At 39.7% G+C, this 25264-nt stretch carries 26 protein-coding genes; 25 read left to right on the top strand and 1 reads right to left on the bottom strand.

Annotated features, from left to right (window positions below; all coding sequences use genetic code 11):
• Nucleotides 1–8 precede the first annotated feature (8 nt).
• The 9 genes from PCY10_RS09160 (at nucleotide 9) to PCY10_RS09120 (ending at nucleotide 10324) form a co-directional block, all read left to right on the top strand.
• Entirely contained in the window at nucleotides 9–1223 is a 1215-nt protein-coding gene (locus tag PCY10_RS09160; protein ID WP_003074453.1) for a pyridoxal phosphate-dependent aminotransferase, read from the top strand.
• Nucleotides 1224–1384: 161 nt separating this feature from the next.
• Nucleotides 1385–2173: a GTP-sensing pleiotropic transcriptional regulator CodY gene (codY, locus tag PCY10_RS09155; protein ID WP_003074456.1), complete on the top strand. Its 789-nt coding sequence runs from the start codon at nucleotides 1385–1387 to the stop codon at nucleotides 2171–2173.
• The gene (locus PCY10_RS09150) at nucleotides 2173–2748 is read left to right on the top strand and encodes a cysteine hydrolase family protein (RefSeq protein WP_009569301.1); all 576 of its coding nucleotides are present in this window, start codon (nucleotides 2173–2175) and stop codon (nucleotides 2746–2748) included. The genes codY and PCY10_RS09150 overlap by 1 nt, the downstream gene beginning before the upstream one ends.
• Before the next feature lie 379 nt (nucleotides 2749–3127).
• Nucleotides 3128–4876 (top strand): aspartate--tRNA ligase, encoded by a 1749-nt coding sequence (gene aspS, locus PCY10_RS09145; protein ID WP_021003145.1) that lies wholly within the window; start codon nucleotides 3128–3130, stop codon nucleotides 4874–4876.
• Nucleotides 4877–4940: 64 nt separating this feature from the next.
• Nucleotides 4941–5243 carry an Asp-tRNA(Asn)/Glu-tRNA(Gln) amidotransferase subunit GatC gene (gene gatC, locus PCY10_RS09140; RefSeq protein WP_021003144.1) on the top strand — a complete coding sequence of 101 codons (303 nt, stop codon included), beginning with the start codon at nucleotides 4941–4943 and terminating at the stop codon, nucleotides 5241–5243.
• Entirely contained in the window at nucleotides 5243–6709 is a 1467-nt protein-coding gene (gene gatA / locus PCY10_RS09135; RefSeq protein ID WP_021003143.1) for an Asp-tRNA(Asn)/Glu-tRNA(Gln) amidotransferase subunit GatA, read from the top strand. The genes gatC and gatA overlap by 1 nt, the downstream gene beginning before the upstream one ends.
• Nucleotides 6709–8142 (top strand): Asp-tRNA(Asn)/Glu-tRNA(Gln) amidotransferase subunit GatB, encoded by a 1434-nt coding sequence (gene gatB / locus PCY10_RS09130; protein WP_021003142.1) that lies wholly within the window; start codon nucleotides 6709–6711, stop codon nucleotides 8140–8142. The genes gatA and gatB overlap by 1 nt, the downstream gene beginning before the upstream one ends.
• A 129-nt stretch (nucleotides 8143–8271) precedes the next feature.
• Nucleotides 8272–9318 carry a 2,3-butanediol dehydrogenase gene (locus PCY10_RS09125; RefSeq protein ID WP_021003141.1) on the top strand — a complete coding sequence of 349 codons (1047 nt, stop codon included), beginning with the start codon at nucleotides 8272–8274 and terminating at the stop codon, nucleotides 9316–9318.
• Between the two features lie 94 nt (nucleotides 9319–9412).
• Nucleotides 9413–10324, top strand: a complete 912-nt coding sequence (locus PCY10_RS09120; RefSeq protein ID WP_021003140.1) for a DMT family transporter — start codon at nucleotides 9413–9415, stop codon at nucleotides 10322–10324.
• Between the two features lie 30 nt (nucleotides 10325–10354).
• Here PCY10_RS09120 and PCY10_RS09115 read toward each other — a convergent pair whose 3' ends face one another.
• Entirely contained in the window at nucleotides 10355–10981 is a 627-nt protein-coding gene (locus PCY10_RS09115; RefSeq protein WP_020999069.1) for a TVP38/TMEM64 family protein, read from the bottom strand.
• 149 nt (nucleotides 10982–11130) lie between these two features.
• Between PCY10_RS09115 and PCY10_RS09110 the strand changes: the two genes are divergently transcribed.
• The 16 genes from PCY10_RS09110 (at nucleotide 11131) to PCY10_RS09035 (ending at nucleotide 24625) form a co-directional block, all read left to right on the top strand.
• The gene (locus PCY10_RS09110; protein ID WP_021003139.1) at nucleotides 11131–11658 is read left to right on the top strand and encodes a YqeG family HAD IIIA-type phosphatase; all 528 of its coding nucleotides are present in this window, start codon (nucleotides 11131–11133) and stop codon (nucleotides 11656–11658) included.
• 2 nt (nucleotides 11659–11660) lie between these two features.
• Nucleotides 11661–12767, top strand: coding sequence for a ribosome biogenesis GTPase YqeH (gene yqeH / locus PCY10_RS09105; protein WP_021003138.1), 1107 nt, complete (start codon nucleotides 11661–11663; stop codon nucleotides 12765–12767).
• A 62-nt stretch (nucleotides 12768–12829) separates the two neighbouring features.
• Complete coding sequence (yhbY, locus tag PCY10_RS09100) at nucleotides 12830–13141, top strand: ribosome assembly RNA-binding protein YhbY (RefSeq protein ID WP_003074477.1); 312 nt, start codon at nucleotides 12830–12832, stop codon at nucleotides 13139–13141.
• 12 nt (nucleotides 13142–13153) lie between these two features.
• Nucleotides 13154–13792 (top strand): nicotinate-nucleotide adenylyltransferase, encoded by a 639-nt coding sequence (locus PCY10_RS09095; RefSeq protein ID WP_003074479.1) that lies wholly within the window; start codon nucleotides 13154–13156, stop codon nucleotides 13790–13792.
• Nucleotides 13782–14378: a bis(5'-nucleosyl)-tetraphosphatase (symmetrical) YqeK gene (gene yqeK, locus PCY10_RS09090; protein WP_021003136.1), complete on the top strand. Its 597-nt coding sequence runs from the start codon at nucleotides 13782–13784 to the stop codon at nucleotides 14376–14378. The genes PCY10_RS09095 and yqeK overlap by 11 nt, the downstream gene beginning before the upstream one ends.
• Nucleotides 14375–14887, top strand: coding sequence for a cysteine hydrolase family protein (locus tag PCY10_RS09085; protein WP_021003135.1), 513 nt, complete (start codon nucleotides 14375–14377; stop codon nucleotides 14885–14887). Before yqeK ends, PCY10_RS09085 begins: the two co-directional genes overlap by 4 nt.
• Complete coding sequence (gene rsfS / locus PCY10_RS09080) at nucleotides 14888–15241, top strand: ribosome silencing factor (RefSeq protein WP_021003134.1); 354 nt, start codon at nucleotides 14888–14890, stop codon at nucleotides 15239–15241. It abuts the gene before it with no gap.
• 212 nt (nucleotides 15242–15453) lie between these two features.
• Nucleotides 15454–16191, top strand: a complete 738-nt coding sequence (locus tag PCY10_RS09075) for a class I SAM-dependent methyltransferase (protein WP_021003133.1) — start codon at nucleotides 15454–15456, stop codon at nucleotides 16189–16191.
• Between the two features lies 1 nt (nucleotide 16192).
• Nucleotides 16193–17284, top strand: coding sequence for a nucleotidyltransferase (locus tag PCY10_RS09070; protein WP_021003132.1), 1092 nt, complete (start codon nucleotides 16193–16195; stop codon nucleotides 17282–17284).
• Between the two features lie 114 nt (nucleotides 17285–17398).
• Entirely contained in the window at nucleotides 17399–18115 is a 717-nt protein-coding gene (locus PCY10_RS09065; RefSeq protein ID WP_021003131.1) for a YebC/PmpR family DNA-binding transcriptional regulator, read from the top strand.
• A gap of 150 nt (nucleotides 18116–18265) precedes the next feature.
• Entirely contained in the window at nucleotides 18266–19402 is a 1137-nt protein-coding gene (locus tag PCY10_RS09060) for a DUF5105 domain-containing protein (protein WP_021003130.1), read from the top strand.
• Between the two features lie 182 nt (nucleotides 19403–19584).
• A complete protein-coding gene (locus PCY10_RS09055) occupies nucleotides 19585–20409 on the top strand; it encodes an amino acid ABC transporter substrate-binding protein (protein ID WP_009569284.1) in 825 nt (274 codons plus the stop codon).
• Nucleotides 20410–20563: 154 nt separating this feature from the next.
• On the top strand, nucleotides 20564–21415 hold the full coding sequence (locus tag PCY10_RS09050; protein WP_021003129.1) for a MetQ/NlpA family ABC transporter substrate-binding protein: 852 nt from the start codon (nucleotides 20564–20566) through the stop codon (nucleotides 21413–21415).
• An 89-nt stretch (nucleotides 21416–21504) separates the two neighbouring features.
• Nucleotides 21505–22878 (top strand): M20/M25/M40 family metallo-hydrolase, encoded by a 1374-nt coding sequence (locus tag PCY10_RS09045; protein ID WP_021003128.1) that lies wholly within the window; start codon nucleotides 21505–21507, stop codon nucleotides 22876–22878.
• Nucleotides 22871–23932: a methionine ABC transporter ATP-binding protein gene (locus PCY10_RS09040; RefSeq protein ID WP_021003127.1), complete on the top strand. Its 1062-nt coding sequence runs from the start codon at nucleotides 22871–22873 to the stop codon at nucleotides 23930–23932. The genes PCY10_RS09045 and PCY10_RS09040 overlap by 8 nt, the downstream gene beginning before the upstream one ends.
• Nucleotides 23933–24625, top strand: a complete 693-nt coding sequence (locus tag PCY10_RS09035) for a methionine ABC transporter permease (RefSeq protein ID WP_020999059.1) — start codon at nucleotides 23933–23935, stop codon at nucleotides 24623–24625.
• Nucleotides 24626–25264 lie beyond the last annotated feature (639 nt).

The following is a 25264-nucleotide window of genomic DNA, read 5'->3' as shown; positions in this document are numbered from 1 at the left end:
AAAAATTGATGAAAGAATTTAATAAATCGACAAAGTTAGAACATGTAGCTTATGATATCCGAGGTCCTGTCTTAGAAGAAGCCATGCGGATGCGTGCAAATGGTGAGAAAATCCTTCGCTTGAACACAGGAAACCCTGCTGAGTTTGGTTTTACGGCACCAGATGAAGTGATTCATGATTTGATTATGAATGCACGGGATAGCGAGGGCTATTCAGACTCGAAAGGGATTTTTTCTGCTCGGAAAGCTATTATGCAATATTGCCAGTTAAAGAATATTCCAAATGTTGATATTGACGATGTCTACCTTGGAAATGGAGTCAGCGAGCTGATTGTCATGTCTATGCAAGGTTTGCTAGACAATGGTGATGAGGTGCTGGTACCTATGCCGGATTATCCTCTCTGGACTGCTGCTGTGAGTTTAGCAGGAGGGAATGCTGTTCACTATCTTTGTGATGAAGCTGCTGATTGGTACCCAGATATTGATGACATTAGATCGAAAATTACTTCTAATACAAAAGCTATTGTCGTTATCAACCCAAACAATCCGACAGGAGCTCTATATCCTAAGGAAGTTTTAGAAGAGCTGGTTGACGTTGCACGGCAAAATAATTTGATTATTTTTGCGGATGAGATTTATGATCGTTTAGTAATGGACGGTGAAAAGCATATAGCTATCGCAAGTTTAGCTCCTGATCTTTTCTGTGTTAGTATGAACGGTTTGTCTAAATCGCACCGTATTGCAGGCTTTCGTGTAGGATGGATGGTGCTATCTGGACCAAAATATCATGTAAAAGATTACATCGAAGGGCTAAATATGCTGTCAAATATGCGTCTGTGTTCAAATGTCCTATCTCAGCACGTGGTACAAACATCGCTTGGCGGTTATCAATCAGTAGATGAGTTACTACTTCCCGGTGGAAGAATTTATGAGCAACGGAATTTTATTTATAAAGCTATTAATGAAATCCCAGGTCTATCTGCAGTAAAACCTAAAGCAGGGCTTTACATTTTCCCTAAAATTGATAGAGAAATGTATCAAGTAGATGATGACGAACAATTCGTGTTGGATTTCTTAAAGCAAGAAAAGATTTTACTGGTGCATGGACGAGGCTTTAATTGGAAAGATCCTGATCATTTCCGGATTGTTTACCTGCCTCGTGTAGATGAGTTAGCACAAATTCAAGAGAAGATGACTCGTTTCTTAAAACAATATCGACGATGATAAATGGCAGCCCTTTGGCTGCTTTTTGTATCAGGCGTAGGTATCTTCGTTTTTATAGAAGTAACAAAGTATAATTGTACCTCAATAAACAATTTTCAGATAATTGTTGAAGATTAAAGCGCTTTATGGTATAATCAATAAGATTATATGCGAGGTAAATTATGGCAAACTTATTAGCAAAAACAAGAAAAATAACATCTATTTTGCGTCGTTCAGATGAGCGGTTGCAGGATGAACTACCTTATAATGCAATTACCCAACAATTAGCTGAAATTATGGATTGCAATGCTTGTATTGTAAATAGCAAGGGTCGTCTTTTGGGGTATTTCATGCGCTACAAGACAAACAATGATCGTGTGGAAGCATTTTATCAAACGAAAATCTTCCCAGAAGAGTATGTTCGCACCGCAAATTTGATGTATGATACTGAGGCCAATCTTCCAGTCAATCATGATTTATCTATTTTTCCTATTGAGGCAAAAGATGAATTTCCAGATGGCTTGACGACAATTTCACCGATTCATGTTTCTGGGATTCGTTTAGGGACATTGATTGTTTGGCGCAATGATAAAGAATTTGACGATGATGATTTGATCTTGGTTGAAATTGCAAGTACAGTGGTTGGTATTCAGCTACTCAACTTCCAACGAGAAGAAGATGAAAAAAATATTCGACGTCGAACAGCTGTAACTATGGCTGTAAATACTTTGTCTTATTCAGAATTACGAGCTGTTTCTGCTATTTTAGGTGAATTAAGCGGCAATGAAGGGCAGCTAACAGCTTCAGTGATTGCAGATCGTATTGGCATTACGCGCTCAGTGATTGTCAATGCTCTACGTAAACTAGAAAGTGCAGGCATTATCGAAAGTCGTTCTCTAGGAATGAAAGGAACCTATCTTAAAGTTCTTATCCCTGATATCTTTGAAGAGATTAAAAAGCGAGATTACTGATGACAAAAGCGTTAATTTCAATTGACTATACAGTGGACTTTGTAGCAGATAATGGGAAATTGACGGCAGGTGCACCAGCTCAGGCAATTTCCGAAACCATTGCCCAAGTGACCGAGGCGGCTTTTGAGCGAGGAGATTATATCTTTTTTGCAATTGATGCCCATGACGAAGGAGATACTTTCCACCCAGAAAGTAAACTCTTTCCACCACACAATATCAAAGGAACTAGTGGACGTAATCTTTATGGCTCATTAGCTGATTTTTATAAGAGACATCAAGCGGACTCTCGAGTCTTTTGGATGGACAAGCGCCATTATTCTGCCTTTTCTGGCACAGATTTGGATATACGTCTGCGAGAAAGAAAAGTAGACACGGTGATTCTGACAGGAGTCTTGACGGATATTTGCGTCCTGCATACGGCAATCGATGCCTACAATTTGGGGTATCAAATTGAGGTGGTAGAACCTGCAGTAGCTTCTCTTTCTGAAGAAAATCATCAATTTGCTCTCAACCACTTGCAAAATGTTTTAGGTTCGACTATAATAGATAACAATTTAAAAGTAAAAAAGCAGTAAAGTAGGCTTGTTAACTTGCACAGAGAGTGCTGAAAGCTGAGAGCAGCGCCAAGGAGACAAAATCCGAAGAACGTACTGTCAATGATAGAGTGGTTTTTCTATACGGTTCGTAGTAGTGGATAACATTGTCTAAACCCATTATATCGTTGTAAATAATTTGTGTGAATCAAAACACAAACGCCTGCTCACGTTACGAGCCTGAGGTTGCAATGCAATGAATAACAGTGGTACCACGGCTTTCGTCTGTTTATACAGATGGAAGCCGTTTTTCCATAGTTCTTAGTGCTAAAGCACTAAGAACTATGGGTGGAGATTTCTATATGTAATTTGCGAGCAATTAGTGATTGAATTGAAATGAATGTAGAAAGAGGTAGTGAATATGAAAGAAGTTTTTATTGGGAACTACGGGTTAGAACAAGTTGGTCGGGAAATGACTGCGACTGGATGGGTTGCAAATATTCGAAACCATGGGAAATTAGCTTTTATAGAGTTACGTGATCGAGAAGGCTTGCTTCAAGTTTTTGTAGCAGGTGCTAGTCCGGCTTTTGCTGAAATTGACCGTTTGCACAAGGAAGACGTTATCTCTGTCACAGGAAAAGTTGTCAAACGAGAAGGGCGCTTTGTCAATAAAGCTATTAAGTCAGGACAAGTGGAGCTGAGAGCGGAGAAGATTGAGGCCATTTCTAGCAGCAAAGCACTGCCTTTTGAGCTGGACCAGCATGCCCATACCGGTGAAGACCTGCGTCAGAAATACCGCTACCTGGACTTGCGTCGTGAGAAGATGACACATAACCTCAAACTTCGTCATCAGGTCACATCAACCATTCGGGAATATTTGAATGGTTTGGACTTTTTGGAAGTTGAGACGCCTTACTTGACTAAGTCAACACCTGAAGGAGCTAGAGATTTCTTGGTTCCTAGTCGGGTCTTTAAAAACCAATTCTACGCGCTGCCGCAGAGCCCACAGATGCTAAAACAACTGCTGATGGGAGCTGGCCTCGAGCGCTATTATCAGATTGTTCGTTGTTTCCGTGACGAAGACCTGCGGGGCGATCGTCAGCCAGAGTTTACTCAGGTGGACTTAGAGTTGAGTTTTGCAAGCGAAGAAGAAATCCAAGCTCTGGTTGAAGCTATGCTCAAGGCTGTTGTCAAGAAAACTCATGGTTTAGAGTTGACAGAAGATTTTCCAACTATCAGCTATGAAGAAGCTATGAACCGCTTTGGTTCTGATAAGCCAGATACACGCTTTGGTTTAGAGCTGAAGAGTTTGACGAATTTGTGCCAGTCCAATGATTCGCTTCTCATCAAGAAAGCTTTGGATAACCAAGAGGAAGTGATGGGAATCTGTGTGCCAGATGCGGCTAGTGCTTTTAGCAAGAAACAGCTCAGTCATTTTTATCAAGAAATGAAGGAATTCGGCTGCAGTCGTTTTGCCAGTCTCAAGGTTGAAAATGGTCAATTGGTTGGAGATTTGGCTAGCACTTTTGAGGCTGAAAGTCAGGATTTGCTAGCATGTTTTGATGCTAAGGAGAGAGATCTCATCCTGCTAGTTATGGCCAAGAAGCGTCGGGCTCAGGAAGCTTTGGGCCATCTGCGTATAGAAGTCGCAAAAGCTTTGGATTTGATTGACCCAAGTCTGCTGCATTTCCTCTGGGTTGTGGATTGGCCGCTGCTGGAGTGGAATGAAGACCAAAATCGCTATCAAGCCATGCACCATCCTTTCACACAGGGGATCTTTGAAGATGGACAGGAGCCAAGTCAATTCCGCAGCCAGGCTTATGATATCGTCTTGAATGGCTATGAGATTGGCGGAGGAAGCCTTCGTATTCACGACCGGAAAGCTCAGGAGGCCATGTTTGAGCTATTGGGCATGAGCCGAGAAGACTATGAGCGGGACTTTGGTTTCTTCCTAGAAGCTTTGGAGTACGGCTTCCCACCGCATGGCGGCTTGGCTCTGGGCTTAGATCGCTTGGTTATGATTTTGGCTGGGGAAGAAAATATCCGCCAAGTCATCGCCTTTCCGAAGAATGGTACTGGCTTTGATCCGATGCTGGAAAGTCCAAGTTTGGTTGACCAGAGACAGCTCAAAGATCTGCATTTGGAATTGAAGAACGAAGCTTATTTATGATAAAATAAGAAGACGATTATTTTCCAGTTATGCTGAAAAATAAAAGAAGAGAAAGGAAACAGAGATGAAAATTACTCAAGAGGAAGTAACGCATGTTGCTAACTTGTCAAAACTCGCTTTTTCTCCAGAAGAAACAGCAGAGTTTGCGACAACTCTGTCAAAAATTGTCGACATGGTCGAATTGCTTAATGAAGTGGATACGGAGGGTGTGCCTTTCACTTCCAATGTGGCAGCTAACATCAACTATATGCGAGAAGATGTGGCTCAGCCAGGCTGGAACCGGGACGAGCTTTTCCAAAATGCACCTGAAAAAGAGCGGGGCTACATCAAAGTGCCTGCCATCCTAGATGACGGAGGAGATGCCTAATGACTTTTAATCACAAGACCATTGAAGAACTGCACGACTTGCTGGTCAAGAAAGAAATTTCTGCGGTAGAGTTAACTCAGGCAACTGTGGCAGACATCAAAGAACGCGAGACGGCTGTGGACAGTTTCATTACTATCAGCGAAGAGGAGGCATTGGCCCAGGCTGCGGCTCTGGACGCTAAGGGTATTGATGCCGACAATCTTATGAGCGGAATTCCGCTGGCAGTTAAGGACAATATCTCAACCAAGGGAATTTTGACGACGGCTGCATCTAAAATGCTCTACAACTACAAGCCGATTTTCGATGCGACTAGCGTAGAGAAGCTTTACGGCAAGGACATGATTATCGTTGGGAAAACTAACATGGACGAGTTTGCCATGGGTGGCTCCAGCGAAAACTCTTACTTTAAGACGACAAAAAATGCATGGGATAGCAGTAAGGTTCCTGGTGGATCATCTGGTGGTTCAGCGACAGCTGTTGCCTCTGGTCAGGTTCGTCTGTCGCTGGGATCAGATACAGGTGGCTCCATTCGCCAGCCAGCTTCCTTTAACGGTGTAGTTGGCCTCAAGCCAACCTACGGACGGGTTTCCCGCTTCGGTCTTATTGCTTTTGGTTCTTCTTTAGACCAGATTGGACCTTTCTCTCAGACGGTTAAGGAAAATGCTCAGCTTCTGAATGTTATTTCTGGTAATGATCCTAAGGATTCTACATCATCACAAGAAGCAGTGCCAGACTTTACCAGTAAGATTGGTCAAGACATCAAGGGGATGAAGATTGCTCTGCCTAAGGAATACATGGGTGAGGGAATTGACAGCAAGGTCAAGGAAACGATACTGGTAGCAGCGAAGCACTTGGAAAGTCTAGGAGCTATCGTTGAAGAAGTCAGCCTACCTCACAGCAAGTACGGCGTGGCAGTCTACTATATTATTGCTTCCTCTGAAGCCAGCTCTAACCTGCAGCGTTTTGACGGCATTCGCTATGGCTACCGTGCAGAAGGCATTGAAAACCTAGAAGATGTCTATGTCAAATCTCGCAGCGAAGGTTTTGGTGAAGAGGTGAAACGCCGGATCATGCTGGGTACTTTCAGTCTATCATCAGGTTACTACGATGCTTACTTCAAGAAAGCTGGTCAGGTTCGGACCTTGATTATGCAGGATTTTGCTAAGGTTTTTGAAACATATGACTTGATCTTAGGCCCAACTGCACCAACTGTGGCTTATGACTTGGGTAGTCAAAACCAGGATCCAGTGGCCATGTATCTAGCTGACCTTTTGACTATTCCAGTCAATCTGGCTGGCCTACCGGGCATTTCAATCCCAGCTGGTTTTGCAGATGGTCTTCCTGTCGGCTTGCAGCTGATTGGTAACCACTTCGATGAAGCGACCATTTATCAGGTCGCCGCAGCATTTGAAGCGACGACTGACTACCACAAACAGCGGCCAGTTATCTTTGGAGGTGAAAAATAATGAACTTTGAAACAGTTATCGGACTGGAAGTCCATGTTGAATTGAAGACCAATTCAAAAATTTTCTCACCGGCTCCAGCTCACTTCGGTGAAGATCCAAATGCTAATACCAATATCATCGACTGGTCCTTCCCAGGTGTCCTGCCTGTTATGAACAAGGGTGTCATTGACTATGGTATCAAGGCTGCTCTGGCCTTGAATATGGATATTCACCAGAAGATGCACTTTGACCGCAAGAATTACTTCTATCCGGACAATCCAAAAGCCTATCAAATTTCTCAGTTTGATGAGCCAATTGGCTACAATGGCTGGATTGAAATTGAGCTAGAAGATGGCACGACCAAGAAAATCCGTATTGAGCGGGCCCACTTGGAAGAAGATGCTGGAAAGAATACCCACGGTAGTGATGGCTACTCTTATGTGGACCTCAACCGCCAAGGAGTGCCACTGATTGAGATTGTATCCGAAGCAGATATGCGCAGTCCAGAAGAAGCTTATGCCTATCTGACTGCTCTCAAGGAAATCATCCAGTACACGGGCATTTCTGATGTCAAGATGGAAGAGGGCTCCATGCGGGTCGACGCCAATATTTCCATTCGTCCTTACGGTCAGGAAGAGTTCGGTACCAAAACTGAGCTGAAAAACCTCAACTCCTTCAACTTTGTTCGCAAGGGTCTAGCCTTTGAGGAAAAACGTCAAGCTGAAATCCTACGTAGCGGTGGCCAAATCCGTCAGGAAACTCGTCGTTATGACGAAGCAACTGGCGAAACCCTGCTCATGCGGGTTAAGGAAGGTTCAGCGGACTACCGTTACTTCCCAGAGCCTGATCTGCCTATCTTTGAGATTGAGGATGCTTGGATTGAGCAAGTACGTAGCAGTCTGCCAGCCTTTCCAAAAGAACGCCGAGCCAAGTATGTGGGCGATTACGGTCTGTCTGACTACGATGCCAAGCAGCTGACAGCGACGAAGGCTGTGTCAGATTTCTTTGAAGCAGCTGTTGCCGCAGGAGGTGATGCTAAGGCTGTCTCTAATTGGCTCCAAGGAGAAGTAGCGCAATACCTCAATGCCGAAGGTAAGACCATCTCTGAGATTGATCTGACACCTGAGAACTTGACTGAGATGATTGCTCTGATTGCAGACGGAACGATTTCCTCTAAGATTGCTAAGAAGGTCTTTGTCCATCTAGCTAAAAATGGTGGCTCTGCTAAAGAGTATGTGCAGAAAGCAGGCCTGATTCAAATTTCAGACCCTGCCCAGCTTCTGCCAATTATCCAAGAAGTATTTGCCAACAATGAAAAAGCCCTCAATGACTATAAAGGCGGCAACAAGAATGCGGCCAAGTCCCTAATCGGCCAGCTGATGAAGGCCACCAAGGGCCAAGCCAACCCACAAGTAGCACAAAAACTGCTCAATGAAGAGTTGGAGAAATTATAGAAACAAGTAAAAACCAGTCGTTAGGCTGGTTTTTTTGTATACTGTTTTTTGAAAATGTAGCTAAACTTTTGACAAGATTTCTGAAAGGGTTTACAATAAAATTAACAAATTATAAAGCGAGGTATTTTTATGGCAAAAATGAATGCTGCGCGTTGGTATGGCGCCAAAGATGTCCGCATTGAAGAAGTGGATGTACCGGAAGTCAAACCGCATCAGGTCAAGATTGCGGTTAAGTTCACAGGAATCTGTGGAACTGATTTGCATGAATATCTGGATGGACCTATTTTTATTCCGACAGAAACAGAGCATGTCTACTCTGGGCAGAAGGCTCCTGTAACCTTGGGACATGAGTTTGCTGGAGAAATTGTTGAGGTTGGCAGTGCCGTGACACGGGTTAAGGTTGGTGACCGAGTGACAGTTGAGCCGATTTTAGCCGAGCATAATCTTATCGGGGATTACAATCTGGATCCCAATCTAAACTTTGTCGGCTTGGCGGCAGATGGTGGTTTTGCCAAATACTGTGTTTTGGATGGGGAGCTTGTTCATAAAGTTCCAGACAGCCTTAGCTATGAGCAGGCAGCCTTGACAGAACCTGCTGCTGTGGCTGTTTATGCAGTCCGTCAGTCAGCTCTTAAGGCAGGTGATACCGCAGTCGTTTTTGGTTTAGGACCAATCGGGCTCTTGATTGTTGAAGCTTTGCGAGCAGCTGGTGCCTCTAAGATTTATGCTGTTGAATTATCTCCAGAGCGCCAAGCAAAGGCAGAGGAGCTTGGGGCGATTGTTGTGCGACCAGAAGAAGGCGAGGATGCAGTAGCTGCTGTTCAGCGCTTGACTGGTGGTGGGACAGATGTATCTTATGAAGTAACTGGGGTACCAGTTGTGTTGGGACAAGCTTTGGCTGCTGTCCACAAGGCTGGAGAATGTATGGTGGTTTCTATCTGGGAACGTGAAGCCAGTATCAATCCCAATGAATTTGCGATTCAAGAAAAATCGCTCAAGGGAATTATCGCCTATCGGCATATTTTTCCTAAAGTGCTGGAGCTTATGGAGCAGGGGTATTTCTCTGCTGACAAGCTTGTGACCAAGAAGATTAAGCTAGAGGATATTGTGCAGGAAGGTTTTATCGAACTGACCCAGGACAAGGCACAGATTAAAATTTTGGTGTCACCAGAATAAATATTTTCTTGATGATGAGATAAGAATCAGTCAAACTTGGCTGATTTTTCTTTATGTTTTATGTTATAATCATACGATGAAAGGGAGAAGTAGAATGTCAAAAATAGCCAAAGGAACACTGTTAACATTAGTGGCAGGGATTGCATGGGGATTGTCTGGAACGAGTGGGCAATACTTAATGGTACATGGATTTCCTGTTTTAGTTTTAACGAATATTCGACTTTTAATTGCAGGAGTTCTCTTGGTATTGTATATGCTACTAACCAATCAGAAAAAACTATTTGAAATGCTAAAAGATCGGGAAGCGATGATGTCATTAGTGCTTTTTGCTTTATTAGGACTTTTTCTCAATCAATTTGCTTATTTAAAATCTATTTATGAAAGCAATGCAGGCACAGCTACTGTTCTGCAATATGTCTGTCCAGTTGGAATTCTTGCTTATACTTGTCTCAAAGATTGGGTTGCACCTACTATAACAGAAGTGTTGTCTATGATATTAGCTATTGGAGGTCCTTTTTTGATTGCCACTCATGGACAGCTCGATCACTTATCTGTAACGCCAGCAGGGCTTTTCTGGGGATTATTTGCCGCCTTCACTTACGCTTTATATATTTTAATTCCAATTCAATTGATAAAAAGGTGGGGCAGTATTCCGGTGATTGGAGTGGGGATGACATTAGCAGGCCTTGCTCTAACACCATTTAGTGGTATCTTACATTTTCATTGGCAATTGTCAATGGAAGTATACCTAGCTTTGGTGGGCATTATCTTAGTGGGAACAATCCTCGCTTATACGCTATTTCTCAAAGGAACCAGTTTAGTTGGACCTGTTCAATCTAGCCTTTTAGCGGCGGTTGAGCCGATATCGGCGGTATTTTTTGCTTTTCTCCTTATGCATGAGCAATTTTATTTATTAGATTTTATCGGTATGTTTATGATTTTATCAGCGGTAGTCTTAATTTCTATAAAAGATTTAATTTTAGAAAAAAGAAAAGGAATATTATAAAAGACAGAGCGAATTGCATTGCTCTGTCTTTCATTTTGAAAATAATTGCCAAAAGAAGTCGATAATGTATGTCAAACCGTAAGTATAGATGACAAGTGTGATAGGCTTGCACAAGACGATAATGATCATATATTTTTTAAAAGTCATTTTCGTAAGGGCGGCTAGCATACAAAGAAAATCTGCTGGACTGATGGGCCAAATCATCATAAAGATAAAAAAACGTTCAAAACGATTGCCTTCATCTAGCCAACCAATGTATTTGTCATAAGTACGCTTGCTAACGACAGATTGGACAAAAGCAGGTCCGTAGGTACGTGCTAGGTAAAAAATAATAGCACAGCCGATGACAATTCCAACATAGTTATAAATGGTACCAATGATATGACCATAAATAAAAACACCAGCAACCGAAGTCAACGCTCCGGGAATAACAGGGACAACTGTCTGTAGGATTTGCAGGAAAATAAAAAGTGGTGGTCCCCAAATACCAGCTTGTTTAATAAAAGCTGATAAGGTTTCTTTGGATTGTAAAATACCAGCATAATAAGCCCAGATACAGAAAATCACTGTTCCAAGTGCTCCGACTATAGAAGACCAGTTAATAAATTTTTGCAAAAAAGGAGAGACGGCGGTCATTTTCTTGCTCGTAGTTGCCATAAATTCCTCCGAGTTCAATGTGTTACTCTTACTATAACATTTTTAAACAATTTTTGGCAAATTGTATATAAAATAGATAAAAAAATCTAAGATGCGAAAACTTTCTTTTTATGTTAAAATAGGTAGAAGTATAATGTTTGGAGAGAAATGTGGCGATTGAAAATTACATGCCTGATTTTGCAATTGAGGCAGTTTATGATTTGACAGTTGAAAGCTTAAAAAAACACGGCATCAAAGCAGTTTTGGTAGACCTAGACAATACCCTCATTGCGTGGAATAATCCAGATGGAACACCAGAAATGAAGCAATGGCTTCATGATGTGCGAGATGCAGGAATTCGAATCATTGTGGTGTCCAATAATACTAAGAAACGAGTCAAACGAGCGGTTGAAAAGTTTGAGATTGATTATGTTTGTTGGTCTATGAAGCCTTTTACTTGGGGGATTGATCGTGCGTTGAAGGAATACCATTTTGAGAAAAACGAAGTGGTCATGGTGGGTGATCAGCTTATGACGGATATTCGAGCTGCTCACAGAGCTGGAATTCGTTCGATTTTGGTCAAGCCACTGGTTGAACATGATTCGTTTAAAACCCAGATAAACCGAGCGCGTGAGCGGCGTGTGCTAAAAAAAATGACGAAAAAGTACGGACCGATTGTATATAAAAAAGGAATTTAAACATGGAAGATATTCTCTGTATTGGGTGTGGAGCACCGATTCAGACAAAACACAAGGACAAGATGGGCTATACTCCTCAGTCCGCTTTGGAAAAGGGACTGGAGACAGGCGAACTGTATTGCCAGCGCTGTTTTCGTCTCCGTCACTATAACGAAATTACTGATGTGCAGCTGACAGACGATGATTTTCTTAGGCTTCTCCACGAAGTTGGTGACAGTAATGCCCTTGTAGTCAATGTGGTAGATATTTTTGATTTTAATGGTTCAATCATTCCGGGTTTACCACGCTTTGTGGCCGGCAATGATGTGCTACTAGTTGGAAATAAAAAAGATATCCTTCCTAAGTCGGTTAAGACGAACAAGGTTACCCAATGGCTGACAGAGCGAGCTCACGAGGAAGGCCTACGCCCTATTGATGTAGTTCTGACTTCAGCTCAAAACAAACAAGCTATTAAAGAGCTGATGGAAAAGATTGAGCAGTATCGGAAAGGCCGAGATGTCTATGTGGTCGGTGTAACTAATGTTGGTAAGTCAACGCTAATCAATGCCATTATTCAGGAAATCACTGGTGACAAGGATATTATCACTACTTCCCGTTTTCCTGGTACTACTTTGGATAAGATTGAGATTCCGCTGGCTGATGGTAGTCATATCTATGATACACCAGGGATTATCCACCGATATCAAATGGCTCATTATTTGTCTGCCAAACATCTCAAATATGTCAGTCCGAAAAAGGAGATTAAACCCAAAACTTACCAACTCAATCCGGAGCAAACCCTCTTTTTAGGTGGATTGGGGCGTTTTGACTTTGTATCGGGTGACAAGCAAGGTTTTACAGCTTATTTTGACAATGAACTAAAGCTGCATCGCACCAAGCTTGCAGGAGCAGGAGAGTTTTATAATAAGCATGTAGGTTCTTTGCTAACACCACCCTCTAAACAAGAATTACCAACTTTTCCCAAGTTGGTCAAACATGAACTGAAAATTGAAACCAAAATAGATGTGGTTTTTTCAGGTTTAGGTTGGATTCGTGTGGTAGGACCGGCACAGGTTGCAGCTTGGGTGCCAGAGGGAGTAGCAGTGGTGACCCGCAAAGCCATTATCTAAGAGGAAATGGCTGTTAGAAAAGTAAAGAGAATACAAACGAATAAGAAACAAAAGAGGAATCTATGTCATTAACATCTAAACAGCGATCTTTTTTAAATAGTCAAGCTCACAGTCTCAAACCAATCATTCAGATTGGTAAAAATGGACTTAACGATCAAATCAAAACAAGTGTCCGTCAAGCTCTAGATGCTAGAGAATTGATTAAAGTGACTCTTCTGCAAAATACAGATGAGAACATTCATGAAGTTGCAGAAATTCTCGAAGAAGAAATCGGCGTGGACACTGTTCAAAAAATTGGTCGTATTTTGATTTTGTACAAGCAGTCCAGCAAAAAGGAAAACCGCAAAATTTCAGTAAAGGTAAAAGAAATTTAGAGGAAGTAGTCTATGGCAATTGAATTACTGACTCCTTTCACTAAAGTGAAGTTGGAACCAGAAATAAAAGCAAAAAAAAGAAAGCAAGTTGGGATTTTAGGTGGAAACTTTAATCCAGTCCATAATGCTCATTTGGTCGTAGCTGATCAAGTTCGTCAGCAACTATGTTTAGAGCAGGTTCTGCTGATGCCTGAGTATGAGCCACCGCATGTTGATAAGAAATTGACGATTGATGAGAAACATCGACTGAAAATGTTGGAGTTAGCGATTGAAGGCATCGAAGGTTTAGGAATTGAAACTATTGAACTCGAGAGAAAAGGCATTAGTTATACCTATGATACGATGAAGCTCTTGACAGAAAAGCATCCAGATACAGATTATTATTTCATTATCGGAGCGGACATGGTCGACTATCTTCCCAAATGGTATCGAATTGACGAATTGGTTGATTTGGTTCAATTTGTTGGTGTTCAACGCCCTAGGTATAAAGCAGGAACGTCCTATCCTGTTATTTGGGTAGATGTGCCGTTGATGGATATTTCTTCTAGCATGGTTCGGGACTTTCTGAATCAAGGACGAGTGCCGAATTTTCTTCTACCTAAGCCGGTTTTAGACTATATTGAGAAAGAAGGACTTTACAATGGGATATGAAGCCTACGTGGGAATTACTCGTGATCAGCTTTTAGTCAAAATGCAGCAGCTTCTACCAGAGAAACGGTTAAAACATTGCTTGGGAGTTGAGCAAACAGCGATTGAATTAGCTGAACGTTTCGGAGTTGATCGCGAAAAAGCCGGATTGGCAGGCCTCCTTCATGATTATGCCAAAAAGCTCTCTGATGAAGAGTTCCTAACTCTGATTGCTAAGTATGATTTGGATCCAAAACTGAAAGATTGGGGAAATAATGTTTGGCATGGTTTGGTCGGTGTTTACAAAATTCGAGAAGATTTAGGACTGAGTGATCCAGAAATTTTGCGCTCGATTGAGATTCATACTGTAGGCTCTGCCCAAATGTCCGATTTGGATAAAGTCGTTTATGTAGCAGACTATATTGAGCCCAATCGGGATTTCCCAGGGGTGGAAGAGGCGCGTGAAATTGCTCGTATTTCGCTTAATCGAGCCGTGGCTTATGAAACAGCGCATACAGTGGAATATCTGGCTCATCAGGGCTTGTCTATCTTTCCTCGAACTTTGGAGACCTATAATGCTTATGTTGGCTTTATGAAAGATAACAAATGAAAACAGCTCTGTTAGTGATTGATATTCAGACAGCCTTGATAGAGGCTAAACCTTATGCGGTTGATAAATGTTTGTCTATTTGGCAAAAAGTAATTGCCACTTGTCGTGAGAAAAATATTGAAGTGATTTACGTTCGCCATAATGACGGCGAATTAATGACAGGAAGTCGTGGTTGGGAAATTTACGGAAGTATTGCTCCAGAAACTGGTGAGCAAGTCATTGATAAGCGTTACAATAGTGCTTTTAAGGAGACTCATTTACAATCTTATCTGACTAATCATGATATTGAGCATTTGATTATTGTTGGTATGGCGACGAATTACTGCATTGATACAACTATTAAGGTAGCGTTTGAATTTGGCTATGATTTGTCAGTTGTCAAAAATGGCACGACTACCTTTGATGACAGAAAAATTGCAGCAAAACAATTGATACAGCATTATGAAAACATTTGGGACAGACGTTTTGCCCAAGTGGCTGATTTGGAAGAAATTTTAAAAGAGGATTAAATGAAAGAACAAAAAATACTAGAATTGGTCGTAAAAGCAGCAGATGAGAAACGAGCGGAAGATATCATCGTGTTAGATTTGCAAGGATTGACGACGATGACTGATTATTTTGTCATTGCTAGCTCTATGAATAGTCGTCAACTAGAAGCTATTGCAGAAAATATCCGTGAAAAAGTCACAGAAGTAGGGCTGTCAGCTAGCCATGTAGAAGGGGATGCTGCTGGAGGCTGGGTGCTGTTGGATTTAGGTGGAGTCGTTGTTCATATTTTTTCTGAAGAAATGCGGGAACACTACAATCTTGAAAAACTTTGGCATGAAGCACCGATGGTTGACGTGTCAAAATATTTTGCTTAAGAATAACCTTGCCCAAATGGCAAGGTTTTTGAAACGAAGAATATCAAAGGATAAAGGTGAGCACAGCGAGCCTTCGAGGCGATTTTGTTGTGGGGATAAGATCAGTAGAAATGATTTGATTGATTTCGAAAAAAATGAGGCTTTGGGCGCAATTTTTACTCATGAAACAGAAGGTTTGTTTGATGTCTGCGCCATTATAGAAAGGTATAAAAATGAGCAATAATTACGAAAAGTTTGCATTTGTTTATGATGCAATCATGGATGATTCCCTTTATGATAAATGGACTGACTTTTCGCTCCGCTATTTTCCAAAAGATAAGAAAAAGCTTTTAGAGTTAGCTTGTGGAACAGGGATTCAATCCGTTCGTTTTGCTAAAGTTGGCTTTTATGTGACCGGACTTGATTTGAGTGAGGATATGCTTGAAATCGCAAGAAAACGGGCTAAAGAAGCTGATGAAGTTATCGAATTCAAACAAGGCAATATGCTTGATTTGTCGCAAGCAGGAAAATACGATTTGGTGACTTGTTACTCAGATTCTATCTGTTATATGGCTGATGAAGTTGAGGTTGGTGATGTCTTTAAACAAGTTTACGACTGTTTGAATGAGGACGGAGTATTCATCTTTGACGTGCACTCAACCTATCAGACAGATACTGTTTTTCCTGGTTATTCTTACCATGAAAATGCAGAAGAATTTGCCATGGTTTGGGATACCTATGCTGATGAGGCACCGCATTCTGTTGTGCATGAATTGACTTTCTTCCTGCAAGACGAGGATGGACGCTTCACACGTTACGACGAAGTCCACGAAGAACGCACTTATGATATTTTGACCTATGATATTTTGTTAGAGCAAGCAGGTTTTAAAAATGTCAAGGTATATGCAGATTTTGAAGACGAAACGCCAATAGAAACAAGCAAGCGTTGGTTTTTTGTAGCGGAGAAATGAGATGACTGTTACTGGTATTATTGCTGAATTTAATCCTTTTCATAATGGGCATAAGTATTTGCTGTCGCAGGCTGAGGGGGTTAAGATTGTTGCCATGTCGGGGAATTTTGTCCAACGTGGTGAGCCTGCGATTGTGGATAAGTGGACACGATCGGAAATGGCTCTGCGAAATGGCGCTGATTTAGTGGTTGAATTGCCATTTTTGGTGGCTGTTCAGTCAGCGGATTACTTTGCACAAGGTGCGGTGGATATTTTAGAGCGTTTAGGTGTGGATAAGTTGGCTTTTGGGACGGAAGAAAATCTGGATTATCAGTACTTTTCACAAATTTATGGGGATAATCAACAGAAAATGGTGAATTACTTGCAAAGTTTGCCAGCTGATTTATCGTATCCACAGAAGACACAAAAAATGTGGAAAAAATTTGCCGGTGTGGCCTTCACTGGAAATACACCAAATCATATTTTAGGGCTTTCTTATGCCAAAGCTTGCGCTGGAAAAAATATTCAATTGACACCAATCATACGTCAGGGAGCAGGCTACCATTCGCAGGCAGAAAATGAAAAATATGCTTCGGCTACTGCTCTAAGAAAGCGAATGAATTGTTCAGGTTTTCTAGCAAAATTTATCCCAGATCATGAACTTCTGATTCGGTCTCCTAAAGTAACCTGGTCAGCACTCTATCCTTTTTTGCGTTACCAGATGATTAGTCATCCTGATCTGACTACTTTTTATCAGGTTAATCAGGAACTTGCGGTGCGCTTGCGGGAAGCAGCAAAAACCAGTTATACCACAGAAGAGTTGGTTGAACAAGTGACTACCAAGCGATATACGAAAGCACGAATCAGACGGATTTTGACCTATATTTTGGTTGGTGCAAGAGATGAGCTTTTGCCTAGTGGGATTCACGTATTAGGTTTTACTCAAGCAGGTCAAGAACATCTTAAAAAGATGAAAAAGAAAATCGAAGTCATCAGCCGCATTGGTCAAGAACCATGGGATTCCTTAACGCAGCAAGCTGATCGTATTTACCAACTAGGAAATGTAAAGCTAGAGGAACAGAATTTTGGAAGAATCCCGATTATGGTAGATTGATGAAAAATTGTTTTAGAAACTAGCATCTTGTCACTAATTTACTAGTGAAATTCAAGTTGACTTGTGTTATAATAAAAAAGATTGAAAAAGTGAAAATCTAAAGGAGAATATCCAATGGGACGTAAATGGGCCAATATTGTAGCAAAAAAAACAGCAAAAGATGGAGCAAACTCAAAAGTTTATGCTAAATTTGGTGTTGAAATCTACGTAGCAGCTAAAAAAGGAGAACCAGATCCAGAATCAAATTCAGCTTTGAAATTTGTTATTGAACGTGCTAAACAAGCGCAAGTGCCGAAGCATGTTATTGATAAAGCGTTAGATAAGGCAAAAGGAAATACAGACGAAACCTTTACTGAAGGACGTTATGAGGGATTTGGTCCAAATGGTTCAATGCTCATCGTTGATACCTTAACGTCAAATGTCAATCGTACCGCAGCAAATGTTCGTTCTGCCTTTGGTAAAAATGGTGGGAATATGGGAGCGAGTGGCTCAGTGTCTTATATGTTTGATAATAAAGGTGTGATTGTATTCGCAGGAGACGATGCGGATAGTGTGTTTGAACAACTGCTAGAAGCTGATGTTGATGTGGATGATGTAGAAGCAGAAGATGGTACTATCACCGTTTATACAGCACCAACAGATTTGCACAAAGCCTTGACTGCTCTCCGCGAATCTGGTGTGGAGGAATTTCAAGTTACCGAATTGGAAATGATTCCGCAATCTGATGTGACTTTATCAGGTGAAGACTTAGAAACATTTGAAAAATTGTATGCTGTTTTGGAAGATGACGAAGATGTCCAAAAAATTTATACAAATGTAGAAGGATTTTAATAGACCTAAAAGTGAGGTAGGTTTCGAAATGGAACTTATCTCATTTTTTATGTTTTTTTCATTGGAAATTTCAAATGATTTGCAAAAATTGGTTTACCTAGTACTATATCTATGGTAAAATAGATAAAGATTATTTTAAGGAGAATATTTATGAAAAAGATTTTTAAATATCTGTTAATTGCTGGTATAGCATTAACTCTTGTGGCTTGTAGTGCTGGTAAAACGAGTGGGAAGAACACTGCTGGAAATAATGATGTCGATCTTAAAGTAAAAAATGGAATGTACGTGTTGCCACGCGATGAGTCTTCAGATTCAAAATACCTTGCATTAAATATCGAAATTAAAAATAAGAGCAATAAAACTCTAAATCTTACAACAAGAGATATCAATCTCTACAATTCAGATGATGAAAAGGTTAAACCAATTCAGGTTTATGATTCAAGTAATAAATTTCAAACGTTTGCTTTTGAAAGTATTTCGAAAAAGAAGAGTGCTAGTGGTTATGTTGTTTTTGAAGTAAAACCGAAGGAAAAATACAAACTTCATTACTCTCCTTTAGATTTTGGAACTGGCCAAAAAGGTTCCAAAGATATTGAACTGAAAGTGGATGCTTCTAAATACCCTGATAATGTTGATAAAGTAACGGATCTTGCAAAGGAATATATAGAGAAAGTATTTTTGAGTGGAAATGCTTCGGGAAAAGCTTCAAAGTTAAGTACTTCTCAAGATTCTGATCAAGCAGCTATTACCTTGTTAGCAAAAAAAGACGATAAAAATGCTGATTTTACTTTAGGTGGTGATCTAGAAAAGGATCGTAATGAATTTGTGAAAAAATTCATCGATAAGCTTGGTAAAAGCTTTACTTACTATAAACCAACCGAAGCTGAATTACGAACTTTTGTAGAAGCTTATGCTAAGGTTAATGCTAAACGAGCTAAAATATCATACAAAGTAAAAACTTTCTTGCCAGAGACTGCAGTTGTTTATGTTCGTCCAGAAACAATTGGACTTAAAAATTTACGAACTTATGATTTAATTTCTAAATTTGTTGATGAGCACAAAGGTGAGTATACGGAGTATAACGATGCATATAAAGCTGCTGAAAAATATATTTTAGAAAACGCGCCAAGCCAATTTGAAAGTTTGCCATTAGTTACAAATAATTCAGTTAGTCGTGATGGTTACGAAGTAAAATTGGTTAAAAAAGGCAATAAGTGGACTGTAGATACTTCAAGCGATACGGCTTATGAATCGTTGATGCGTATATTTAGAGGAAATACTTATTAAAATGCTATTGTTAGTGTATAATGTATAATATTATGAGAACAGCCTAGTTTCAAAGATTTGAATTGGGCTGTTTTTTGAATCGTTATCTATAAACATTCCCATGTTTAAAATCAAATAATAGTCAAGAAGAAAAATATTTGATATGATAGGATTTATCTTAATGAAAGAGGTTATGTAGGAATATGAAAAAAGTATTGAAATACTCTTCTTTAGTAGCTCTTGGACTTTTAACAGCAGGAATGTTAGCAGCGTGCTCTAATTCAAAGTCAGCTACTTCATCTGGGAAAACGGAAGTCAAAGTTGCAACGAATGCTTCACCAAAGCCATTTAACTATGAAGAAAATGGGAAACTAACTGGCTATGAGATTGAAGTTATTCGTGCCATTTTTAAAGGTTCTAATAAATACAAGGTCAAATTTGAAACGATAGAGTGGTCTGGTATTTTCGCTGGTCTAGATAGCGATCGCTACCAAATGGCAGTGAACAATATCAGCTATACAAAAGAACGTGCAGGTAAGTACTTGTATGCAGCTCCGACTGCTAAAAATCCAAATGTCTTAGTAGTGAAAAAATCTGATAAAACTATTCAATCATTGGATGATATTGGTGGTAAGAAAACAGAAGTAGTGCAAGGGACAACGACTGCCGCACAATTAGAAAAATACAATCAAGCACATGCTAACAATCCAACAAAAATTAGCTACACAAAAGCGGATTTTCAACAAATTATGAACCATTTAAACGATGGAAAGTTTGATTATAAGATTTTTGATAAAATCGGTGTTGAAACAGTTATTAAAAATCAAAAACTGGATAACCTAAAAGTGATTGATTTACCAAGCAATCAACAACCTTATGTTTATCCACTTTTAGCAAAGGGGCAAAATGAATTGAAAACATTTGTCAATAAGCGCATTCAAGACTTGTACAAAGATGGGACTCTGGAAAAATTATCTCAAAAATTCTTTGGTGGTAGTTACTTGCCAGCAGAAGCAGATGTGAAATAAGAAACTTAAAACCAGCTAGATGCTAAATGCCAGCTGGTTTTTTAATAAATTTAGTTATAGCTTAAAACTATAACCCTTGTTATGAAATAACAATTTGTCAATCAGGTAAATATGTGCGATACTATTTTCATAAGATTTTTAAAGGAGAATGAAAATGAAATTGAAAAAATGGTTTGGAATAACAGTTCTAGCAGCGACAGCAGTAATTGGTTTAGCAGCTTGTGGTTCGGGAAATAAAAACGCTGATGCTAAGACAGTTAAAATTGGTGTGATGACAAAAAGTGATTCGGAAGAAAAACGTTGGAACAAGATTCAAGAGTTGTTGAAAAAAGATAACATCAAGTTGCAATTTACAGAATTTACGGATTACTCTCAGCCGAATAAAGCAGTTGCTGATGGTGAAGTGGATATCAATGCTTTCCAACACTACTATTTTTTGAACAACTGGAATAAGGAAAACAAGCAAAACTTAGTCGCAGCAGCTGAAACTTATATTGCCCCAATTCGCCTCTATTCTGGTACAAAAAATGGGAAAAATAAATATACGAAGGTAAGTCAAATTCCAAATGGTGCAGAAATCGCAGTTCCAAATGATGCAACAAATGAAAGTCGAGCACTCAATCTATTGCAATCTGCAGGTCTGATTAAATTAGACAAATCTGGGAATGAATTGGCAACTGTGGCAAATATCAAAGAAAATCCAAAGAAATTGAAAATTACAGAATTGGATGCCAGTCAAACAGCACGTTCATTGACATCTGTAGATGCAGCTGTTGTCAATAATACTTTTGTTACTGAAGCAAAAATTGATTTTAAAAAAGCTCTGTTTGTTGAACCAAAAGATAAAAACTCAAAACAATGGTTTAATATCATTGCAGCTAAAAAAGATTGGGAAAAATCTCCAAAAGCAGATGCCATTAAGAAAATTATCAAAGCCTATCATACAGATGAAGTCAAAAAAGTAGTTGACGAAACATCAGATGGACTAGATCAACCAGTTTGGTAAGATTCACCCTATTTATCTGTATTTCAGTTTGACAAAACTCAGTTGGAATCGCCGACTGAGTTTTGTCGCCATAACTATGAGGAAAAAAGATGACATTTTCAAGTGAAGAAGAACAAATTAAAAGATTTGAAGAGGATATGGTGGCACAAGACTATATTGCCGTTTTACGGGCATTGATTTCTAAAAAATCAATCTTTGCCCAACAGGTTGGTCTACAAGAAGTTGCTGCTTATCTAAAAGAAATCTTTATAAAAGCCGGTGCAGAGGTGGAATTAGATGAAAGCTATACAGCGCCATTTGTGATAGCAAAATTTAAAAGTCAGAATCCAACAGCTAAGACAATTATTTTTTACAACCACTATGATACAGTTCCGGCAGATAGTGATCAAATTTGGACAGATGATCCGTTCACTCTATCTATTCGGGATGGTGGCATGTATGGCCGTGGAGTCGATGATGACAAAGGGCATATTATTGCACGTTTGACGGCTGTTCAAAAATACCTACAAACGCATGATGACTTGCCTGTTACTGTCATTTTTATCATGGAAGGTGCGGAGGAATCAGCTTCGGTTGATTTGGAGAAATATCTAGAGAAACACAAATCTCTTCTACACGGAGCAGACCTGTTGGTTTGGGAGCAAGGCATTAAAAATTCTTTAGGTCAACTTGAAATTTCTGGTGGAAATAAGGGAATTGTCACGTTTGATATCAAGGTTAAAAGTGCAGAAGTGGACATTCACTCCAGTTTTGGTGGCGTGATTGATTCAGCTTCTTGGTACTTGATTAATGCCCTTACTAGTTTGAGAAATAAGGATGGACGCATTAAAGTAGAGGGACTTTATGAACAAGTAATAACACCCAATCAACGAGAATTGGCTTTGGTGGAGAGATACGCTCAGCGCAGTCCAGAAGAAGTAGAAGCCATTTACGGTTTGAAATTACCTTTATTACAAGCGGAGAAAAAAGATTTTTTAAATCGAATCTTCTTTGACCCCTCTTTTAATATTGAAGGAATTACTTCTGGTTACCAAGGACAAGGGGTCAAGACAATCCTTCCTGCAGAAGCCTCAGCAAAAGTAGAAGTTCGTTTAGTTCCAGGACTAGAACCTCATAGAGTATTAGAATTAATCCGAAAACAACTCGATAAAAATGGTTTTGATAAGGTAGAATTAGTCTATACTTTGGGCGAAATGAGTTATCGTAGTGATATGAGTGCGCCACCGATTTTAAAGGTTATTGAACTGGCTAAGAAATTCTATAAAAAAGGAGTTTCTGTCTTGCCGACCACAGCCGGTACAGGTCCGATGCATACAGTATTTGAAGCTCTTGAAGTACCGATGGTCGCTTTTGGACTTGGTAATGCAAATAGTCGAGACCATGGTGGTGATGAGAATGTACGCATTGCAGATTATTACACCCATATTGAATTAGTAGAGGAGCTGATTGTAAGTTATGAGTAAAGAAATGATTCAGTTAGAGCATATTGACGTAACTTTTCAACAAAAGAAACGTCAGATTCAAGCAGTTAAAGATGTGACCATTCATATTCGGGAAGGAGACATTTATGGAATTGTTGGCTATTCTGGAGCTGGGAAATCAACCTTGGTGCGTGTGATTAACCTTTTGCAGGTACCCACAAGTGGAAAAATTATTGTAGATGGGGATGTTCTTTTTGACAAGAAAGTAACCTTAACAGCAGAACAATTGCGCCGTAAACGTCAAGATATTGGCATGATTTTCCAACATTTTAATTTGATGAGTCAATTAACAGCGGAAGAAAATGTTGCGTTTGCGTTGAAACATTCTAGTTTGTCAAAAGAAGAGAAGAAAGAGAAAGTACACACGTTGTTGGAGCTCGTTGGCTTAGCAGATCGCGCTGAAAATTATCCCTCTCAGCTTTCTGGAGGGCAAAAACAACGGGTTGCAATTGCACGTGCTCTTGCCAATGATCCCAAAATCTTAATTTCGGATGAATCAACCTCTGCACTTGATCCCAAAACGACCAAACAAATCTTAGCATTGTTACAAGATTTGAATCAAAAGCTCGGATTAACGATTGTTTTGATTACTCATGAGATGCAAATTGTCAAAGATATCGCTAATCGTGTTGCAGTCATGCAGAATGGACGACTGATTGAAGAAGGATCTGTCTTGGATATTTTTTCTAACCCTCAGCAAGACTTAACCAAAGATTTTATCTCGACTGCAACAGGAATTGATGACGCTATGGATAAGATTGAACAGCAAGAGATTGTAAAGTATTTGGCTTCAAATAGCCTTTTGGTGCAAATGAAATATGGGGGAACATCTACAGATGAACCCTTGCTGAATGAGATTTACAAACATCATCAGGTTACTGCCAACATACTTTATGGAAATATTGAAATTTTAGGTGGAACGCCTGTTGGAGAGCTGGTTGTTGTTTTATCTGGTGAAAAGAAAAATCTAGCAACAGCTAAAACAGCTATTCGTGAAGCTGGTGTTCAATTAACGGTATTGAAGGGAGAAGCATAAATGGAAAACTTTATTCAAACATATTTGCCAAATGTTTATCGAATGGGGTGGAGTGGTCAGGCAGGATGGGGAACGGCTATTTACTTGACATTATATATGACAGTCGCTTCTTTTATTATTGGTGGATTATTAGGGTTAATTGCTGGGCTTTTTCTTGTTTTGACTGCTCCGGGAGGAGTCTTGGAAAATAAAGTAATTTTTTGGGTTTTAGATAAAATCACGTCAATCTTTCGCGCAATTCCATTTATTATTTTGTTAGCCGTCCTTTCTCCGTTTTCCCATTTGATTGTAGGAACTAGCATTGGACCAAATGCAGCTATCGTACCACTTTCTTTTGCTGTATTTGCTTTCTTTGCTCGTCAAGTTCAGGTTGTTCTCGCCGAATTAGACAATGGTGTTATTGAGGCTGCCCAGGCAAGTGGAGCGACTTTCAGCGATCTAGTAGGTGTCTATCTACGCGAAGGTCTGCCAGATTTGATTCGTGTGACGACCGTGACTCTTATTTCACTTGTAGGTGAAACTGCGATGGCCGGTGCTGTCGGAGCCGGCGGGATTGGCAATGTTGCTATTGCTTATGGTTTCAATCGTTATAACAATGATGTCACTATTTTAGCAACAGTGATTATCATTATTCTTATCTTTACTATCCAGTTTGCTGGTGATTTTTTGACTAGAAAATTAAGACATAAATAGGATAGATGAGAAGATTCTTTGAGCTAACTATATGCAAGTATGATGAGAAAATTCTATAAGCATAAGTATATTGTCCCGAAAGTTGTATAAGAAAATATTTAAAGGATTTAGTTCTGTATTGGACAGGATTAAATTCTTTTTCTACCATTTACAAAAGATATCAACATTTTCAATAAAAATTATTTTTATGACAGTGATAAATCAAGGCTATTATTACTTTTTTCTTATTGTTTGTGATAGATCCAAAGGCGTACACAAAAACGATACCTTGCTTTATGAATAAGGTGTTAGACTGAATGTGCATAAAAACTTTAGACGATTTTGTGTCGAATCGTACTCATAAAAATAGTACAGTCTTGAATGGCTGATTTCAGTTTATTAAGATATTGGAATCGGTTCTTTCAATCCTTGTATTTAACTCTTGGGGGCAGTAGACATGTTTCTAAGATATTTATTTCTATTTTCAAGTAGCTAACTTCATTTTAGAACTTTCGGTTCGTTTTAAAACTTTTAGCGTTAGAAAAAAAGATGAAAAAAGGTATTGACAAGAAGAGTAGTAGGTGATATACTAAGATAGTTGTCGCTTGAATGGCGATAAAGACCTTTGAAAACTGAACAAGACGAACCAATGTGCAGGCG

It is taken from the genome of Streptococcus sp. SI1 (genome assembly GCF_030439945.1).
GTDB lineage: Bacteria > Bacillota > Bacilli > Lactobacillales > Streptococcaceae > Streptococcus > Streptococcus intermedius.
Note: the sequence above shows the minus strand (reverse complement) of the source record. Positions and strands in the feature narration are given on the sequence as shown.

Bases quoted from the DNA above. Each gene is read 5' to 3' on its own strand.
- PCY10_RS09045 (WP_021003128.1), top strand. From the start codon at position 21,505: ATGACATTTTCAAGTGAAGAAGAACAAATTAAAAGATTTGAAGAGGAT.
- PCY10_RS09055 (WP_009569284.1), top strand. From the start codon at position 19,585: ATGAAAAAAGTATTGAAATACTCTTCTTTAGTAGCTCTTGGACTTTTA.
- gatB (WP_021003142.1), top strand. From the start codon at position 6,709: ATGAACTTTGAAACAGTTATCGGACTGGAAGTCCATGTTGAATTGAAG.
- rsfS (WP_021003134.1), top strand. From the start codon at position 14,888: ATGAAAGAACAAAAAATACTAGAATTGGTCGTAAAAGCAGCAGATGAG.
- PCY10_RS09125 (WP_021003141.1), top strand. From the start codon at position 8,272: ATGGCAAAAATGAATGCTGCGCGTTGGTATGGCGCCAAAGATGTCCGC.
- PCY10_RS09035 (WP_020999059.1), top strand. From the start codon at position 23,933: ATGGAAAACTTTATTCAAACATATTTGCCAAATGTTTATCGAATGGGG.
- codY (WP_003074456.1), top strand. From the start codon at position 1,385: ATGGCAAACTTATTAGCAAAAACAAGAAAAATAACATCTATTTTGCGT.
- PCY10_RS09160 (WP_003074453.1), top strand. From the start codon at position 9: ATGAAAGAATTTAATAAATCGACAAAGTTAGAACATGTAGCTTATGAT.
- PCY10_RS09070 (WP_021003132.1), top strand. From the start codon at position 16,193: ATGACTGTTACTGGTATTATTGCTGAATTTAATCCTTTTCATAATGGG.
- PCY10_RS09085 (WP_021003135.1), top strand. From the start codon at position 14,375: ATGAAAACAGCTCTGTTAGTGATTGATATTCAGACAGCCTTGATAGAG.
- PCY10_RS09115 (WP_020999069.1), bottom strand. From the start codon at position 10,981: ATGGCAACTACGAGCAAGAAAATGACCGCCGTCTCTCCTTTTTTGCAA.
- PCY10_RS09120 (WP_021003140.1), top strand. From the start codon at position 9,413: ATGTCAAAAATAGCCAAAGGAACACTGTTAACATTAGTGGCAGGGATT.
- PCY10_RS09050 (WP_021003129.1), top strand. From the start codon at position 20,564: ATGAAATTGAAAAAATGGTTTGGAATAACAGTTCTAGCAGCGACAGCA.
- gatA (WP_021003143.1), top strand. From the start codon at position 5,243: ATGACTTTTAATCACAAGACCATTGAAGAACTGCACGACTTGCTGGTC.
- yhbY (WP_003074477.1), top strand. From the start codon at position 12,830: ATGTCATTAACATCTAAACAGCGATCTTTTTTAAATAGTCAAGCTCAC.
- PCY10_RS09040 (WP_021003127.1), top strand. From the start codon at position 22,871: ATGAGTAAAGAAATGATTCAGTTAGAGCATATTGACGTAACTTTTCAA.
- PCY10_RS09060 (WP_021003130.1), top strand. From the start codon at position 18,266: ATGAAAAAGATTTTTAAATATCTGTTAATTGCTGGTATAGCATTAACT.
- PCY10_RS09065 (WP_021003131.1), top strand. From the start codon at position 17,399: ATGGGACGTAAATGGGCCAATATTGTAGCAAAAAAAACAGCAAAAGAT.
- PCY10_RS09075 (WP_021003133.1), top strand. From the start codon at position 15,454: ATGAGCAATAATTACGAAAAGTTTGCATTTGTTTATGATGCAATCATG.
- PCY10_RS09150 (WP_009569301.1), top strand. From the start codon at position 2,173: ATGACAAAAGCGTTAATTTCAATTGACTATACAGTGGACTTTGTAGCA.
- yqeK (WP_021003136.1), top strand. From the start codon at position 13,782: ATGGGATATGAAGCCTACGTGGGAATTACTCGTGATCAGCTTTTAGTC.
- PCY10_RS09095 (WP_003074479.1), top strand. From the start codon at position 13,154: ATGGCAATTGAATTACTGACTCCTTTCACTAAAGTGAAGTTGGAACCA.
- aspS (WP_021003145.1), top strand. From the start codon at position 3,128: ATGAAAGAAGTTTTTATTGGGAACTACGGGTTAGAACAAGTTGGTCGG.
- yqeH (WP_021003138.1), top strand. From the start codon at position 11,661: ATGGAAGATATTCTCTGTATTGGGTGTGGAGCACCGATTCAGACAAAA.
- gatC (WP_021003144.1), top strand. From the start codon at position 4,941: ATGAAAATTACTCAAGAGGAAGTAACGCATGTTGCTAACTTGTCAAAA.